12 protein-coding genes and 1 tRNA gene are annotated in these 15151 nt (G+C 66.5%); 5 read left to right on the top strand and 8 right to left on the bottom strand.

The features are described from left to right. The first annotated feature begins 50 nt into the window (after window positions 1-50). From D4766_RS04715 to D4766_RS04700, 4 genes are all read left to right on the top strand, one after another. Window positions 51-968, top strand: a complete 918-nt coding sequence (locus tag D4766_RS04715; RefSeq protein ID WP_120716402.1) for a DMT family transporter — start codon at window positions 51-53, stop codon at window positions 966-968. Beyond that, entirely contained in the window at window positions 965-1156 is a 192-nt protein-coding gene (locus tag D4766_RS04710) for a PIN domain-containing protein (RefSeq protein WP_325049120.1), read from the top strand. Before D4766_RS04715 ends, D4766_RS04710 begins: the two co-directional genes overlap by 4 nt. 49 nt (window positions 1157-1205) lie before the next feature. Further along, window positions 1206-3029 (top strand): glutamine--fructose-6-phosphate transaminase (isomerizing), encoded by a 1824-nt coding sequence (gene glmS / locus D4766_RS04705; protein WP_120716401.1) that lies wholly within the window; start codon window positions 1206-1208, stop codon window positions 3027-3029. Between the two features lie 302 nt (window positions 3030-3331). After that, window positions 3332-5590, top strand: a complete 2259-nt coding sequence (locus D4766_RS04700) for a putative bifunctional diguanylate cyclase/phosphodiesterase (RefSeq protein ID WP_120716400.1) — start codon at window positions 3332-3334, stop codon at window positions 5588-5590. Here D4766_RS04700 and purQ read toward each other — a convergent pair. From purQ to D4766_RS04685, 3 genes are read right to left on the bottom strand one after another with little or no spacing between them, the layout of a single operon-like run. Beyond that, window positions 5587-6264 (bottom strand): phosphoribosylformylglycinamidine synthase subunit PurQ, encoded by a 678-nt coding sequence (gene purQ / locus D4766_RS04695; RefSeq protein ID WP_120716399.1) that lies wholly within the window; start codon window positions 6262-6264, stop codon window positions 5587-5589. The genes D4766_RS04700 and purQ overlap by 4 nt on opposite strands. After that, on the bottom strand, window positions 6264-6515 hold the full coding sequence (gene purS, locus D4766_RS04690) for a phosphoribosylformylglycinamidine synthase subunit PurS (protein ID WP_120716398.1): 252 nt from the start codon (window positions 6513-6515) through the stop codon (window positions 6264-6266). The genes purQ and purS overlap by 1 nt, the downstream gene beginning before the upstream one ends. Window positions 6516-6575: 60 nt before the next feature. Then, window positions 6576-9431 (bottom strand): M16 family metallopeptidase, encoded by a 2856-nt coding sequence (locus D4766_RS04685; RefSeq protein WP_120716397.1) that lies wholly within the window; start codon window positions 9429-9431, stop codon window positions 6576-6578. A gap of 50 nt (window positions 9432-9481) precedes the next feature. On the opposite strand from D4766_RS04685, the gene D4766_RS04680 reads away from it, so the two are divergent. Continuing rightward, window positions 9482-10360 carry a diacylglycerol/lipid kinase family protein gene (locus D4766_RS04680; protein ID WP_120716396.1) on the top strand — a complete coding sequence of 293 codons (879 nt, stop codon included), beginning with the start codon at window positions 9482-9484 and terminating at the stop codon, window positions 10358-10360. A gap of 4 nt (window positions 10361-10364) precedes the next feature. On the opposite strand, the gene purC is transcribed toward D4766_RS04680, so the two are convergent. The 5 genes from purC to D4766_RS04655 all read right to left on the bottom strand — a co-directional run bounded on the left by purC (window position 10365) and on the right by D4766_RS04655 (window position 15046). Beyond that, window positions 10365-11171 (bottom strand): phosphoribosylaminoimidazolesuccinocarboxamide synthase, encoded by an 807-nt coding sequence (gene purC, locus D4766_RS04675; protein ID WP_120716395.1) that lies wholly within the window; start codon window positions 11169-11171, stop codon window positions 10365-10367. Window positions 11172-11276: 105 nt separating this feature from the next. Continuing rightward, window positions 11277-12032 (bottom strand): 3'(2'),5'-bisphosphate nucleotidase CysQ, encoded by a 756-nt coding sequence (locus D4766_RS04670; RefSeq protein WP_120716394.1) that lies wholly within the window; start codon window positions 12030-12032, stop codon window positions 11277-11279. Then, on the bottom strand, window positions 12029-13960 hold the full coding sequence (cysN, locus tag D4766_RS04665; protein WP_120716393.1) for a sulfate adenylyltransferase subunit CysN: 1932 nt from the start codon (window positions 13958-13960) through the stop codon (window positions 12029-12031). The genes D4766_RS04670 and cysN overlap by 4 nt, the downstream gene beginning before the upstream one ends. Continuing rightward, entirely contained in the window at window positions 13960-14865 is a 906-nt protein-coding gene (gene cysD / locus D4766_RS04660) for a sulfate adenylyltransferase subunit CysD (RefSeq protein ID WP_120718063.1), read from the bottom strand. The genes cysN and cysD overlap by 1 nt, the downstream gene beginning before the upstream one ends. 90 nt (window positions 14866-14955) lie before the next feature. Then, a tRNA-Ser gene (locus tag D4766_RS04655) sits at window positions 14956-15046 on the bottom strand. Window positions 15047-15151: the final 105 nt, after the last annotated feature.

Below are 15151 nucleotides of genomic sequence, written 5' to 3'. Positions count from 1 at the left end.
CTGCCTGCCGGGGGTGGCACGGGAGCGATCCGGCCCCTACGGAGCGCGGCATGACGGGCGGCGAATCGGACGGCGGGGAACGCAGCGGACTGCTGCTGGCACTCGCCGGCTTCGCGCTCCTGTCGCTGGGCGACGCGGTCGTGAAATCGATGGCCGGCCAGTGGGCGCCGAGCGCGATCGCGACCTTGCGATATGCCATCGGTGCCAGCGGTCTCGCCGCGTTGCTCTATGCGCGCGAAGGGCGGGGCGGCTTTGTGCTGCACCGACCGGGCCTGCAACTCGTCCGCGGCGCGAGCGTGTCACTGGCGACCATTGCGTTTTTTTCCGCGCTCACCGTGATGCCGCTGGCCGAGGCGACGACGATCGTCTTCGTCAGCCCGCTGATCACGGGGTTGCTCGCTCCCCTATTTCTCAAGGAACCGTCGCGACTGCGAACATGGATCGCATCGGGAGTGGCGTTTGTCGGGGTGATGATCGTCCTGCGTCCGAATTTCGCCGCACTCGGGTGGGCGGCCCTGCTGCCCCTGGGATCGGCTGTGGGCATGAGCGGACTGATGATGGCCAACCGCGCGGTCATGGGGCGGACGAGCGCGCTGGCGATGCAGGCCTCGGTCGCGCTGGTGGCGGCGCCGATCATGCTGGCGGCGACCGTGGCGGGGCATTTTTCCGCCATCGGAGCGCTGGCAGTGGGCGTTCCTTCTGCGATCGTGATCGCCAAATGCGCTGTCGTGGCGCTGACGGCGAGTTCCGCGCACTGGCTCATCTACCTCGGCACCACCCGCGCCGGTGCAGCGACGATCGCCCCGATGACGTACGTCCAGCTCATCGTCGCCACGACGGTCGGATGGTTGTGGTTCGGCGACCGGCCCGACGCCACGACCCTGCTGGGCGCGGCGGTCATCATCGGGGCCGGTCTGTATCTGTGGCGGGCGGGGCAGGGGCGGCGTGAGCCGGCCGAAATCCCTTGAAGATTGCGAAGGGCGACCTTTTGGGTCACTTTGGGCTAGACGAACTGGACGAGGAAATTGCCTTGCGCGCAGCCGCGATCCGTCGCCAGAAGCCTCGATCGAGATGGCCCGATGCCTTCATCCTCGCCACCGCCCAGACACGCGGGCGGGTGCTGGTGACACGAAATACCAAGGATTCCCGGCCATGAGGCCGGGCATCCGCGTTCCCTGTATCCTGTAGAAGAAAGCAATCACCCTATGTGCGGAATCATCGGTATCGTCGGCCAGGAAGAGGTCGCGGATCGCCTGGTCGACGGGCTCAAGCGGATGGAATACCGCGGCTACGACAGCGCGGGCGTCTGCACGCTCCATGACGGTCAGCTCGTGAGGCGGCGCGCACAGGGCAAGCTTGCCAACCTCGTCGAGGAACTGGCCCATAACCCCGCGCCCGGCGACGTTGGCATCGCGCATACCCGATGGGCGACCCACGGCGCGCCCACGGCCAACAACGCGCACCCGCACGCGACCGATCACGTCGCGCTTGTCCACAACGGGATCATCGAGAACTTCAAGCCTCTGCGCGAGGAACTGACCGCCAGGGGCCGTATGCTCGAAAGCGAAACCGACAGCGAGGTCGTCGCGCACCTCGTGTCCGAAGAGATCGAGAACGGTGCCTCGCCGCAGGACGCGGTCAAGTCCGTGTTGCCGCGCCTGCGCGGTGCGTTCGCACTCGCCATCGCCTTTCGCGACCATCCCGACATGCTGATCGGCGCGCGGCTGGGTTCGCCGCTCGTGGTCGGATACGGGGAGGGGGAGACCTACCTCGGCTCCGACGCGCTGGCGCTTGCCCCGCTGACGCAGCGCATCGCCTACCTGGAAGAAGGTGACTGGGTGGTGATTACCCGCGACGGCGCGCAGGTCTTCGATGCGGAGAACGAACCCGCCACGCGCGAGATAACCACTTCGGGCGCCTCGGCCGCCGCGGTCGAGAAGGGCAACTACCGCCACTATATGCAGAAGGAGATCTTCGAGCAGCCGACCGTCGTCGCGCAGACCCTGCAGAGCTACATCCACCAGGCCGGCAACCGCGTGGCGCTGCCGCAGATCGATTTCGATCTCTCCGCGATCCGCCGCGTCACCATCGTGGCGTGCGGCACGTCGTATTACGCCGGGATGGTGGCGAAATACTGGTTCGAGACGTTCGCCCGCGTTCCGGTCGACATCGATTTCGCGTCCGAGTTCCGCTACCGCGAACCGGTGCTGGAAGACGGCGGCCTGTCGCTCTTCATCAGCCAGAGCGGCGAGACGGCCGATACGCTGGCGGCGCTGCGTTATTGTAAGGACGCCGGCCAGACGATCGCGGTCGTGGTCAACGTGCCGACGAGCTCCATGGCGCGAGAGGCGGACCTGCTGCTGCCGACCCACGCCGGCCCGGAGATCGGGGTCGCCAGCACTAAGGCCTTCACGTGCCAGCTGGCGGTACTGGCCGCGCTCGCCGCGCATCTCGCCGTGAAGAAGGGCCGGATGGACCGCGACGAGGAACAGGAAGTCGTGCGCCACCTGCTTGAGGCGCCGGCCGCGCTCAACGCCGCGCTCGACCACGACGACGACATCGCCGGCATGGCGCACCTCATCGCCCCGGCGCGCGACGTGCTCTACCTCGGGCGCGGGCCGGACTTCCCGCTGGCGCTTGAAGGGGCGCTGAAGCTGAAGGAAATCAGCTACATCCACGCCGAAGGTTACGCATCGGGCGAGATGAAGCACGGACCCATCGCGCTCATCGACGAGGCGGTGCCCGTCATCGTTCTCGCGCCCAGCGGCCCGCTGTTCGAAAAGACCGTCAGCAACATGCAGGAGGTGCGCGCCCGCGGCGGCAAGATCGTGCTGATCTCTGACGAGGCAGGTCTCGAGGAAGCCGGCGAAGGCTGCCTCGCAACGATTCAGATGCCCCGCGTCCATCCGCTGATCGCTCCGCTGGTCTACGCGGTGCCGGTGCAGCTTCTCGCGTACCATGTCGCGGTCGCGAAGGGCACCGACGTCGACCAGCCCCGCAATCTGGCAAAATCCGTGACGGTCGAATGATGGATTGGGACGGCACGCGAGCAGCCCGAAAGTCGCGTGCCGTTCCGTTCCGTTGCGCAAGTTGGATCGCGCTGGTGAAATATCCGGTTGGTTAATTTGACGTTGCGAAACCCTGCGGAATTTTGCTTTCTTTGAAAGAGTTTACTAGCCTATAACCTTTGCCAAGCTAACGCGGCTGGGTGAACGACAGTGCGCCCATTTCACCGATCGATCCGGCCGCGCTGCCGTTTGCCGCGCTATTGGGGCTACGCGACCCCGGCACTCCCGAATGGAATCGGCTACGGGCTCTGCAGTTTTCTCGCATGGGCCAGACCATTCGGGCTCGGATCGTCATGCATGCGATCTGCGCGGCTCTCGTCTGCTGGATCTATGCATTCAGCGCCCCTCTCGTCCTGCTCGCGGCATTCCCGGCCGTCCTTCTCGCGGCGCTCGGTGTTGCAGCGCGGTCCGATCGGCTTCTCGCGTTCGAGGATCGTGCGAAACTGGCTCATGCGGAAATGCGCCAACGGGCGATGCCTGCCGCTCTGGTGGGCATGGTATGGGGCGGTGCGTCGATAGCGTTCGGGTGGTTCGGGGATCCGGCAGTGTTGCCGGCGATGGTCGCGATGATCGGACTGCTCTTCCTCGCATCGACGCTGGCCGTGGGTCTTGCACCCGTAGTCACGCTCGCGTTCGCGGCGACGAGTGGGGGGCTGACCTTGGTAGCGCTGGCATTGTTCGGTCAATGGCCGCTTATCCCGGTTGTCGCGATGATGTTCGCGGTGCTCGTCACGGGAATTGCCAACGTCGCCCGCATCCATCTCGCCGCCTGCCTCGCGGAAGCCGGCAATGCGGAAAAGAGCGAGGTCGTCTCGCTGCTGCTTCGTGAATTCGAAGAGAACCAGGCCGACTGGCTATGGCAAATCGATACGAACCGCCTCATCCGGTCGGCCAGTCCCCGGTTCGCTTTCGCATTAGGGCAAAAGGTGGAGGACGTCGAAGGCAAGGCGTTCCTCGAACTCATCAGCGGCGAGGCGTGGGAAAGCGGCCAGTTTCCGTCTTCGCTGCACGATCTGGCTGAACGGTTGAAGCGCCGCGAGAGTTTTTCCAACCTCCTCGTCAAGGTCGCCATCGGGCGCGAACACAGATGGTGGGAGCTGTCGGGCACTCCGATGCTCGACGACAACGGCGCATACCTCGGCATACGCGGTGTCGGTTCGGACGTGACAGAGCAGCGCGAGTCGAGCGAGAAGATCGCCTATCTCGCGCGGTACGACACGCTGACCGGTCTCCCGAACCGGCTGATGCTGACCGAAGCGCTCGGCGATGCGCTGCGTTATGCCGAACAGTGGCGCACGCGGTGTGCATTCCTGATGATCGATCTCGACCGGTTCAAGTCAGTCAACGATTCGCTCGGTCACCAGGTGGGCGACAAACTTCTTGCGCAGGTATCGGCGCGGCTGAAGGCACTGATGGGCGAGAACGAGTTGTGCGGTCGGTTGGGCGGCGACGAGTTCGCGATCGTCATTCGCGACGCGAGCGAGCGCAGCTGCATCGAACGGGTCGCCAAGAGCGTCATCGCCCGCCTTTCGCAACCCTATCAAGTCGATCACCACACGCTGTATGTCGGCGCCAGCGTGGGCACTGCAGTCGGCCCGCGCGACGGCAAGTCGGTCGAGGAACTGATGCGCAATGCCGATCTCGCGCTATACCGTGCGAAGGACGAAGGCGGGGGCGAGCATCGCGATTACGAACCTGCGCTCCACGCCAATGCCGAGGAGCGCCGACAGCTCGAATTCGCGCTTCGCCGGGCTTTGGAGAACCGCGAACTGGAGCTGAACTTCCAGCCCGTGGTCGATGCCGTCAGCGAATGCGTCGTCAGCTTCGAAGCCTTGGTGCGCTGGAACAGCAAAGACCACGGCTTTGTCAGCCCGGGCAAGTTCGTGCCGATCGCCGAAGATACCCGCCTGATCGTGCCCATCGGCACATGGGTCATGGAACAGGCATGCCGCGAGGCGACGCGCTGGCCGGAACATGTCCGGATCGCGGTGAACGTCAGTCCGGAACAGCTCTTCGAGCCGGACTTCGCCACCACGGTCGTACGCGCCTTGTCGGCAAGCGGCCTTGCGGCAAGCCGGCTCGAACTGGAAGTGACCGAGAGCATCTTCTTGCGCGACGCGTCCATCGCCCGCGCCAGTCTCGAGCAGTGTATCGCACTCGGCTGCACCGTCGCGCTCGACGATTTCGGTACAGGGTATTCCTCGCTCGGTTACCTCCGCAAGATCAGCTTCTCGACCATCAAGGTCGACCGCAGCTTCGTGCAGGGCGCGGCGCAGCAAAACAAGGAAGCGTTGGCGATCATCCGCGCGGTCGTCGCGATGGCCGAAAGCCTCGAGATGACGACCACGGCGGAGGGCGTCGAAAGCGCCGAGGAAGCGGAACTTATCCGTCGCCTCGGCTGCACCAAGATTCAGGGTTATTACTTCGGACGGCCGATGCAGGCGGAGGATGCTCTCAAGCTGTTCCGCCGGCGCTCGACGGATTTGCCGGATGATACCCGCCAGGTTAGCAACGCAGCCTAGGTGCCCACCAGCGCACCTACCGCGCCTTCGAACAGGGTCCGGCCGTCGCTGCCGCCGTGATCGGCCTCGATCGCGCGTTCGGGATGGGGCATCATGCCGAGCACGGTAGCGGTTTCGTTGAGGACGCCCGCAATGTCCCTCTGCGACCCGTTCACCGTGTCCGCGTAGCGGAACGCGACCCGCCCTTCGCCTTCGATCCGGTCGAGCGTCGCCTCGTCGGCGAAGTAGTTGCCGTCATGATGGGCGACCGGGAGGTGGACCGTGCTGCCGGTCTCGTATCCGGACGTGAACAGCGATTGGCCGTTTTCGACAACCAGCGGCGCCGTGCGGCAGGTGAAGGTGAGCTGCGCATTGCGCATCAGCGCACCCGGCAGCAGACCGCTTTCGGTCAGCACCTGGAAGCCGTTGCACACGCCCAGCACCGGCACGCCCCGGCCGGCGGCCTCGATCACCGCGCGCATCACCGGGCTGCGGCTGGCGATCGCCCCGCAGCGCAGATAATCGCCGTAAGAGAACCCGCCGGGCACCGCAATGAAATCCAGCCGTTCGGGCAGGTCGGCATCGCCATGCCACACGCGCAGGGCCTTCTCGCCCGACACCTTTTCCAGCGCGACCGCCATGTCGCGATCGCAGTTCGATCCGGGAAAGGTGATGACCGCGCCGCGGAACGCCATCAGGCGGCCGCCCGGGCCGTTTCCGGCTTCTCGATGGAGTAGTTCTCGATGACCATGTTGGCGAGCAACTGGCGGCACATCGCGTCGAGGTCCGCGTCGCTGGTTCCGTCGGCCACGTCGAGTTCGATCAGCCGACCGACGCGCACGTCCTCGACCCCGGAGAAACCCAATCCCTCGAGCGCGTGGTGCACCGCGCGGCCCTGTGGGTCGAGCACCCCAGGCTTCAGGCTGACGTGGATACGGACTTTCATGGCGGCACGGCCCTCGATGGATGGCGGGAAACGCGCCGAGCCTATGGCGAAAGGCGGCCCTCAGGGCAAGGCGGGCGAGCCGCTTTTGCCGGGCGGCGAGGGGGCGGGCAACGCCACGATCTCGACCGCGTCACCTGGCTTCAGGTAGCGCGCCGCGGTCGCCTGGATGTCGGCGGCGGTAACCGCGCTCGCGGCGGCCTTGCCGGTCAGCATCCGGTCGACCTGCCAGCTTTCGGTCTGGGCCCGCGCGGCGGCACGCAGCCATCCGCCGTCGGTCTTGAACATGTTGTCGTAGGCCTCCAGCATCGGCTTGCGCGCGCGGTCGAGCACGTCGTCATCGACCGGTTCGGCCGCCAGCCGTTCCAGCACTGCCCGGATCGCGGCGCGCGTGGCACCGACGTCGCCGACATCGACCGAGGAGGAGACGGTAAAGGTCCCGTACCCGCGGTAGGTGCCCGACGACGCGTTGGCGGCGGAGGGGGAATAGGCCTTCCCCAGCTTTTCACGTATCTCTTCCGTCAGCTCGATCCGCATCACCCGCTCGAGCAGTTCGAGCCGCAAAAGACCGGCGAAATCGCGATCGTCGCTGGTCGGCCAGACCATCTGCAGCACGGCCTGATCGGGTTCGCCGGTGTGAACGACGGTCCGGGCCCCCCTGTCGGTGGTGAAGGTCCGCTCGCGGGCCTCTTCGCGCGGCCGAAAATCCGTCTCGCGCTCGGCAAGTGCGCCGAGCGTCTTTCCGACGAGCGCGATCGCCGCGGCCTCGTCGATATCGCCCACCATCCCGATCTCGATCGCGCCCCGCGCCAGCCGGTCGCCGATCGCTGCTTTGAGGCCGTCGTAGGTGAGCGCGGCATAGGCCGCTTCCGGTGCGAGCGAGAACCGGGGGTCGCCGTCCGACAGGATGCGGCCTAGCTCTGCGTTCAGCGCACCGCGCGGTGTGGCCCGCAGGCGGCGGTACCATGTGGTTGTCTCGCGCCGGAACCGCGCTTCGCCCTCCTTGCGGTATCCGGGATCGGTCAGCGCCGCGGTGAGGAGGTCGAGCTGGAGTTCGAGATCGGCGGGGGTGGTGAGGCCCCCGGTGACGAACACGTCGTCGGCAGCGGCGAAGTTCATCGATACCGTACGACCGGCAAGCAGCGACTGCAGTTCGTCTTCGCTGTGCTTGCCGAGGCCGCCCACCGGCAGGAACCCGGCCATGGCCGTCGCGAGCGGATCGTTGCGGGTATTGAGCAGCTGCCCCCCGTCGATCGCCATGGCGAAGCGGATGCGATCCTTCTCGAGACCGGTTCTCTTGAGATTGAGCCGTACGCCGTTGGCGAACCGGATCTCGCGGATGCCGAGGCGGGGATCGACGCTGTCCGCGACGACCGTCCCCGGCGTCCCGAAGTCGGTGTAGGCAAACGTGCCCGCGGCAACCCGGTCGGGCGCGGCCACGCTTTCGGACATCGCGGTATTCCACGCAGTGCGTAGCGCATCGGCCCCGCCCGCCGGTGCGCGGCGCCCCTGGAAGCGGATCAGCGGATCGTCGAGCGCGGCGGCGTCGGCCCGAAGCGCTTCGAGCACGGCGCCAGGCGTGATCGAGGGGGCGAACTCCTCGAACCGGGCGAGGCCGCTTTCGGGCGTGGAGGGGATGAGGTCGTCGCCCAGCAATGCCTCGATCGACGCGACGAGGGCGCCATTGCTGCGGGTTTCGGCGCTCGCCGCTGCGTTCTCGGCACTCTGGCGGGTGCGGGCGACCTGCTCGGCAATCTCGGCCTCGGTGAAGCCGTACTCCATCGCCCTTCGCCATTCGCGCACCGCAGTCGCCAGACCCTTTTCCCATTGCCCGTCGAGCGCGTCGACGATGAGATTGGTCGAACGCGCTGCATCGAACAGGTCGGCGGTGCCGAACCCGGCCCCGCGGTAGGGCGCATCTTCCGTCCGCGCGAGCGCGGCGAACCGGCGATTGAGCGCGCTGTATCCGATCTGCTGGAGCAGCTTCGTCCGCCGCATGGCGATGCTGTCGGGCTCCTCGCGGTACGGCGACAGGCGGGAGGCGGTCACCCGTTCCGACAACGCCGGGTCGAGGTAAATGTCGGTCTCGCCCTTGCGATCGAGGTCGACGGGGCCTGCGGTTGGCGTCGCCGGCACCGGGGCGGGGGCCCAGTCGGCGAAGCGCGCGCGGATCGCCGCCTCGACCGCCGGAACGTCGATCGCGCCCACCACCACCAGCACCGCGTTACCCGGCACGTATGTCCGCCGATAGAAGGCGCGCAGCCGTTCGGCATCGGCAGCGCGGAGCGTCTCGTCGGTCCCGATCGGCAGGCGCTCGGGAAACCGCGCACCGGGGGCGGTGAAGGCCCATTCGTCTTCGGTCTCCTTGATCTGCCAGTTCGTGCGGTCGCGCTTTTCCGACAGGATCACGCCGCGTTCGCGTTCGACCGCGGCGGGGTCGATGGTGAGGTTGCCGGCTGTCTCGCGCATCAGCATCAGCGCCGTGTCGACCAGCTTCGGATCGCTGCGCGGGAGGTCGAGCTTGTAAGTCGTCCATTCGAAGCTCGTCGCGGCGTTGGTGTCGGCACCGAAGGCGAGCCCTTCGCGTTCGAGCAGCTTCGTCATCTCGCCTTCGGGCACCGCCTTCGACCCGTTGAACGCCATGTGCTCGAGGAAGTGGGCGAGGCCGCGTTCCTCGTCGGTTTCCGCCAGCGAGCCCGAACCGATGCGCAGGCGCACGAGCACGGTGCCTTCGGGCAGGTGATTTTCGCGCAGGACGTAGCGCATGCCGTTGGGCAGCGTGCCGAACCGGAAGGCGGGGTCGACCGGCACGTCGCTTGTCTCGAACGGCCAGGCGGCGGCAGTCTCCGGCGGGGGCGGGGCGGCCATAGCGGGGGCGGCGGAGAGGAGCAGGAACGGCAGTATCGCGAGGGACTTCATGACAGGCATCCTTGCCCGCCCCGGCTGAACGGGGCAACAACCGCAGCCCGATGAAGCTCGACCTCGTCTACAATCCCTATGCGGGCAGTTTTCGGCAGCATCGGCTGGATGATCTGGCGCGTGCGTTCGCATCGGAAGGGGTCGACGTGCGCCTCGTCGCCTCGCCCCGCGAATGGACGCCTGCCGGCGACCCGCCCGATCTCGCCTGCATCCATGGCGGCGACGGGACGCTGCGCGATGCGGTGCAGGCGCTCGGCCGGATGGCCGGAGCCATTCCGCTTTGCATCGCCCCGTCGGGCACGATCAACCTCGTCGCGCGCGAGGTCGGCTATGCGCGCGATCCGGAGCGGCTGGCCGCGCAAGTGATGGCGGCATGGCGGCGCGGTCCGGAAGGATGGCTCTCCGCGCCGCTTTATCGGCTGGGCGACCTGCCGGTGGTCGCCTGCCTGTCCATCGGCCCGGACAGCCACGCGGTCGCGCACGTGTCGGGCGCACTCAAGAAGCGGGTCGGGCGGCTGGCCTACGTAGTCGCGATGATGCGCGTCCTGCGGCACTGGCCGCGCGAGACCATGCGCGTGTCGGGCGAGCTTGCCGACGGAACGCCGTTCGCGTGCGAGGCGGGCGCGGTGATCGCGAGCCACGGTGCGCTTTATGCGGGCCGCTACCGCCTTTCACCCAAGGCTGCGCTGAGAGCCGACGCGGTGGAGCTGATCGTCCTCACCCGCCCGTCCCGGCTCGGCATCATGGCGGCGGTCGCGGCGGCGTTCGCGAAGCTTCCGCTCGACCGGCTGGGCCTTGCGGAAATCCGCAGCATACGCCGCGCGTCGTTCGACCGGTGCGTCCACCCCGTGCAGGTGGACGGCGACCATATCGAAGGGGCCGGCATGGCAATCGAGCCGGCCGGTATCACCCTGCGCTACGTGATCTGACCGCCTACTTCTTGGGCTTAGGATTGCCGCGTAGCCGTCCGCGGTGCGCGCTCATGTCGAGCACTTCGCCCGGCGCCTGGCCGTCGTCCTGCAGCAGCCCCAATCGGCGTGCCACCTCCTGATACGCCTCGCTCTCGCCGCCGAGGTCCCGGCGGAAGCGGTCCTTGTCGAGCTTCTCGCCGGTCTTGATGTCCCACAGGCGGCAGCCGTCGGGGCTGATCTCGTCGGCCAGGATCGTGCGGCTGTAGTCCTGGTCCCATATACGCCCGAACTCGAGCTTGAAATCGACCAGGCGGATGCCGATCGCGGCGAACATGCCGCAGAGGAAATCGTTGATGCGGATCGCCATGCTGGAGATATCCTGCATCTCCTCGTGGCTCGCCCAGTTGAAGCAGGCGATTTCCTCTTCGGAAATGAACGGATCGCCCAGCGCGTCATCCTTGTAGCAGTATTCGATCAGGGTGTGCGGCAGCGGCTCGCCTTCCTCGATGCCGAGGCGCTTCGACAGCGAACCGGCGGCGACGTTGCGGACGATCACCTCGATCGGAATGATCTCGACCTGCCGGACCAGCTGCTCGCGCATGTTGAGTCGGCGGATGAAATGCGTCGGGATGCCGATGTGAGCGAGCCGGGTGAACACATACTCGCTGATGCGGTTGTTGATCACGCCCTTGCCGTTGATCGTGCCCTTCTTCTGGGCGTTGAAGGCGGTCGCATCGTCCTTGAAGTACTGGATCAGCGTGCCCGGCTCGGGGCCTTCGTAGAGGATCTTGGCCTTGCCTTCGTAGACCTGGCGGCGGCGGGAGGACATCGGGGCAGAGCCTTTCGAGTATCGGTTTCGGCCGCTCCGGAATCGGTCCGACGCAGCTAAATGATTGATCTGTAAACGGTTATACCGTCGCGCAGATGCGGCTTATCACAGGTTGGCCCGCGCCCCAATGCCCGCGAGCGCCGCGATCTCGCCGAGTACCCGTTCGGCCCATTCGGGACGGCAGATCAGGAGGTCGGGCATATAGGTGTCGGCCCGGTTGTAGACGAGCGGCGATCCGTCGACCCGCGAACAGTGGAGGCCGTGTGCCCGAGCGACCGCGACCGGCGCGCAGCTGTCCCACTCGTATTGGCCTCCGGTGTGGAGATAGATATCCGCCTCGCCGCGCACCACCGCCATCGCCTTCGCCCCGGCGCTGCCCATGGGCAAAAGTTCGCCGCCTATCGCTTTCGATACCGCGACGGCTTCGGCAGCGGGTCTCGTGCGGCTGACGACAAGTCGCGGACGGTCGGCGGCGGGCGGAAGCGGGGCGGGCGCATCGGATCGCAGGACGAGGCCGAGCCCCGGCAGGGCCACCGCGCCGGTTTCGGCCACCCCGTTCACCGTCAGCGCGACGTGAACCGCCCAGTCGGTGCGCCCTTCACCGTATTCCCGCGTGCCGTCGACCGGATCGACGATCCACACGCGCTCCTTCCCGAGCCGGGCGGGGCTGTCCTTTTCCTCTTCCGACAGCAGTCCGTCGTGGGGACGCAATTCGCGCAAGGCGGCGACGAGGACGGCGTTCGCCTCCGCATCGCCGGCGCGGCCGAGGTCCTCGCCGTGATGGCGGCCGCTTTCCCGCACCTCCAGCAGGATGCGCCCCGCCTCTTCGGCGAGATGGGCCGCAAGATCGGCGTCGGTCACAGCGGGAACAGCTTCGCGAGAATGGCCTCGGCGGCTTCGTCGGCGGTCATCTCGACCGTGTTTACCACGATCTCGGGGTTTTCCGGCGGCTCGTAGGGACTGTCGATCCCGGTGAAGTTCTTGAGATCGCCCGCGCGCGCCTTCTTGTAGAGACCCTTCACGTCGCGCTCCTCGGCGACCGACAGCGGGGTATCGACGAAGATCTCCACGAATTCGCCCTCGGGCAGCATATCGCGCACCATCGCGCGCTCGGCACGGAAGGGACTGATGAAGGCGGTGAGGACGATGAGGCCCGCGTCCGCCATCAGCTTCGCCACTTCGCCGATGCGGCGCACGTTCTCGATGCGGTCGGCCTCGGTGAAGCCCAAATCCTTGTTGAGGCCGTGCCGCACGTTGTCGCCGTCGAGGAGGAAGGTGTGCCGGTTCATCCGGGCCAGCCGTCTTTCCACCGCGTTGGCGATCGTCGATTTGCCGGCGCCCGACAAACCCGTGAACCACAGGACCAGCGGCTTCTGGTTCTTCATTGCCGCATGCGCATCGCGGCTGATGTCGGTCGGCTGCCAGTGCACGTTCTGCGCGCGCCGGAGGCTGAAGTGCAGCATCCCCGCGCCGACCGTCCGGTCGGTAATCTTGTCGATCAGGATGAACCCGCCGAGTGCCGGATTGGCAGCATAGCTTTCGAACACCACCGGCCGGTCGGTCGCGATCTCGGCCACGCCGATCGCGTTGAGCTTCAACGTCTTGGCGGCGAGGTGTGCGCCTGGCCCGGCGGGATCGTCGACGTCGATCTCGTATTTCGGCTCGGCGACGGTCGCGGTGACCGTCTGCGTGCCGAGCTTCATCCAGTAGCCGCGTCCCGGCAGCAGCACATCGTCGTCGAGCCAGACGATCGTCGCCTCGAACCGGTCGGACACCTGCGGCGGATCGCCGGCCGCCGCGATCACGTTGCCGCGGCTGCAGTCGATCTCGTCGGCGAGCGTCAGCGTGACCGACTGTCCCGCCTGCGCGAGATTGAGGTCGCCATCGAAAGTGGAGATCGCCTTGACGGTGCTCGTCTTGCCCGACGGCAGCACACGCACCGCGTCGCCCGGCGCAACCGTTCCGCCGGCGATCAGCCCGGCGAACCCGCGGAAGTCGAGGTTGGGGCGGTTCACCCACTGGACCGGCATGCGGAAGGGCTTGCTCGCCTCGCGCTGCGACAGCACCTCCACGCTTTCCAGGTGCTCGACCATCGAAGGCCCGTCGTACCACGGCGTATTGTCCGAACGGCCGGCGATGTTGTCGCCCCGGAAGCCCGAGATCGGAATGGCGGTGAAGCTCTCGATGCCGATGCTCTGCGCATAAAGCGCATAGTTGGCGACGATCGCGTCGTATGTCGCCCGGTCGTAACCGACGAGGTCCATCTTGTTGACCGCCAGCACGACGTTTTGGATGCCGAGCAAGTGGCAGAGATAGCTGTGCCGGCGCGTCTGCACGAGCACGCCCTTGCGCGCATCGACCAGGATCACTGCAAGATCCGCAGTGCTCGCGCCCGTCACCATGTTGCGCGTGTACTGTTCGTGCCCCGGGCAATCGGCGACGATGAACTTGCGTTTCTCGGTCGAGAAGAAGCGGTAGGCGACGTCGATCGTGATGCCCTGTTCGCGCTCCGCGGCGAGGCCGTCGACCAGCAGCGCGAAATCGATCTCCTGCCCTTGCGTGCCCACGCGCCGGCTGTCGTTTTCCAGCGCAGCGAGCTGGTCCTCGAAGATCATCTTGCTGTCGTATAACAGCCGGCCGATCAGCGTCGATTTGCCGTCGTCAACGCTGCCGCAGGTGATGAAGCGCAGCATCGTCTTGTGCTGGTGCCGGTCGAGGTAGGCGTCGATGTCCTCCGCTATCAGTGCATCGGTTTCGTAGGCGGGTGCGGGCGGGGCGGCGTCGGCCATCAGAAATACCCCTCCTGCTTCTTCCTCTCCATGCCCGCGCCACCCTCGTCGCGGTCGATGGCCCGGCCTTGCCGCTCGGAGGTCGTGGTGAGCAGCGTCTCCTGGATCACCTCGCTCAGCGTCGCCGCCTCGCTCTCCACCGCGCCGGTGAGCGGATAGCACCCGAGGGTGCGGAACCGGACCGATCGCATGACCGGATACTCACCCGGCGCGAGGGGGAAACGGTCGTCGTCGACCATCAGCAGCATTCCATCCCGCATCACCGTCGGCCGGGGCGCGGCGAAATAGAGAGGGACGATTTCGATCCCTTCGAGCTGGATGTATTGCCACACGTCGAGCTCGGTCCAGTTCGACAGCGGGAACACCCGAATGCTTTCGCCCGGCTTCTTGCGCGTGTTGTAGAGGTTCCACAGTTCGGGCCGCTGATCCTTCGGGTCCCAACCGTGGCTGGCGGTGCGGAAACTGAACACCCGCTCTTTCGCGCGGGCCTTCTCCTCGTCACGGCGCGCGCCGCCGAAGGCCGCGTCGAACCCGTAATGATCGAGCGCCTGCTTCAGCCCTTGCGTCTTCCACATGTCGGTATGGAGCGGGCCGTGGTCGAACGGGTTGATCCCGCGGCTCTTCGCCTCCTCGTTCTGCCATACGAGCAGGTCCATCCCGGCGTCGTCCGCGCTTTTTTGGCGCAGATCGTACATCGCGCGGAATTTCCACGTGGTATCGACGTGCAGCAGCGGGAACGGCGGCGGCGCGGGATGGAACGCCTTTTTGGCTAGGTGCAGCATGACTGCGCTGTCCTTGCCGATCGAGTAGAGCATCACGGGCTTCGCCGCCTCGGCGACGACCTCGCGCATGATATGTATGCTCTCCGCCTCGAGACGCTGGAGATGGGTGAGGGAACTGCTCATCGTGCCGCGCCGCATGGCAGCATGCGCATGGGCAGCGAAGCAAGAAATGCTTGGGTATCGGGTAAGGGGGGCGCGAACTTCGGAAGCCGGTGGCGGAGACGGAGGGATTCGAACCCTCGGTACCCTGATAGAGTACGGTTCCTTAGCAGGGAACTGGTTTCAGCCACTCACCCACGTCTCCGGGCCCGATGGCAGGCGCGCGCTATAGCGGGGGGGTTTTCGGGCGGCAAGGCTTCATTGCGGGCATCGTCGCAGTCGGCGAAGAGGACTCGCTTTGCCGCAAATC

The sequence above is a fragment of the Tsuneonella amylolytica genome (genome assembly GCF_003626915.1).
GTDB classification, from domain to species: Bacteria; Pseudomonadota; Alphaproteobacteria; order Sphingomonadales; family Sphingomonadaceae; genus Tsuneonella; species Tsuneonella amylolytica.
This window is presented reverse-complemented; position numbering and strand designations above follow the sequence as displayed.

Coding starts and splice junctions, on each gene's coding strand:
- D4766_RS04715 (WP_120716402.1), top strand. CDS start 51: ATGACGGGCGGCGAATCGGACGGCGGGGAACGCAGCGGACTGCTGCTG.
- glmS (WP_120716401.1), top strand. CDS start 1,206: ATGTGCGGAATCATCGGTATCGTCGGCCAGGAAGAGGTCGCGGATCGC.
- D4766_RS04700 (WP_120716400.1), top strand. CDS start 3,332: ATGGGCCAGACCATTCGGGCTCGGATCGTCATGCATGCGATCTGCGCG.
- purQ (WP_120716399.1), bottom strand. CDS start 6,264: ATGGCGTTCCGCGGCGCGGTCATCACCTTTCCCGGATCGAACTGCGAT.
- purS (WP_120716398.1), bottom strand. CDS start 6,515: ATGAAAGTCCGTATCCACGTCAGCCTGAAGCCTGGGGTGCTCGACCCA.
- D4766_RS04685 (WP_120716397.1), bottom strand. CDS start 9,431: ATGAAGTCCCTCGCGATACTGCCGTTCCTGCTCCTCTCCGCCGCCCCC.
- D4766_RS04680 (WP_120716396.1), top strand. CDS start 9,482: ATGAAGCTCGACCTCGTCTACAATCCCTATGCGGGCAGTTTTCGGCAG.
- purC (WP_120716395.1), bottom strand. CDS start 11,171: ATGTCCTCCCGCCGCCGCCAGGTCTACGAAGGCAAGGCCAAGATCCTC.
- cysN (WP_120716393.1), bottom strand. CDS start 13,960: ATGGCCGACGCCGCCCCGCCCGCACCCGCCTACGAAACCGATGCACTG.
- cysD (WP_120718063.1), bottom strand. CDS start 14,865: ATGAGCAGTTCCCTCACCCATCTCCAGCGTCTCGAGGCGGAGAGCATA.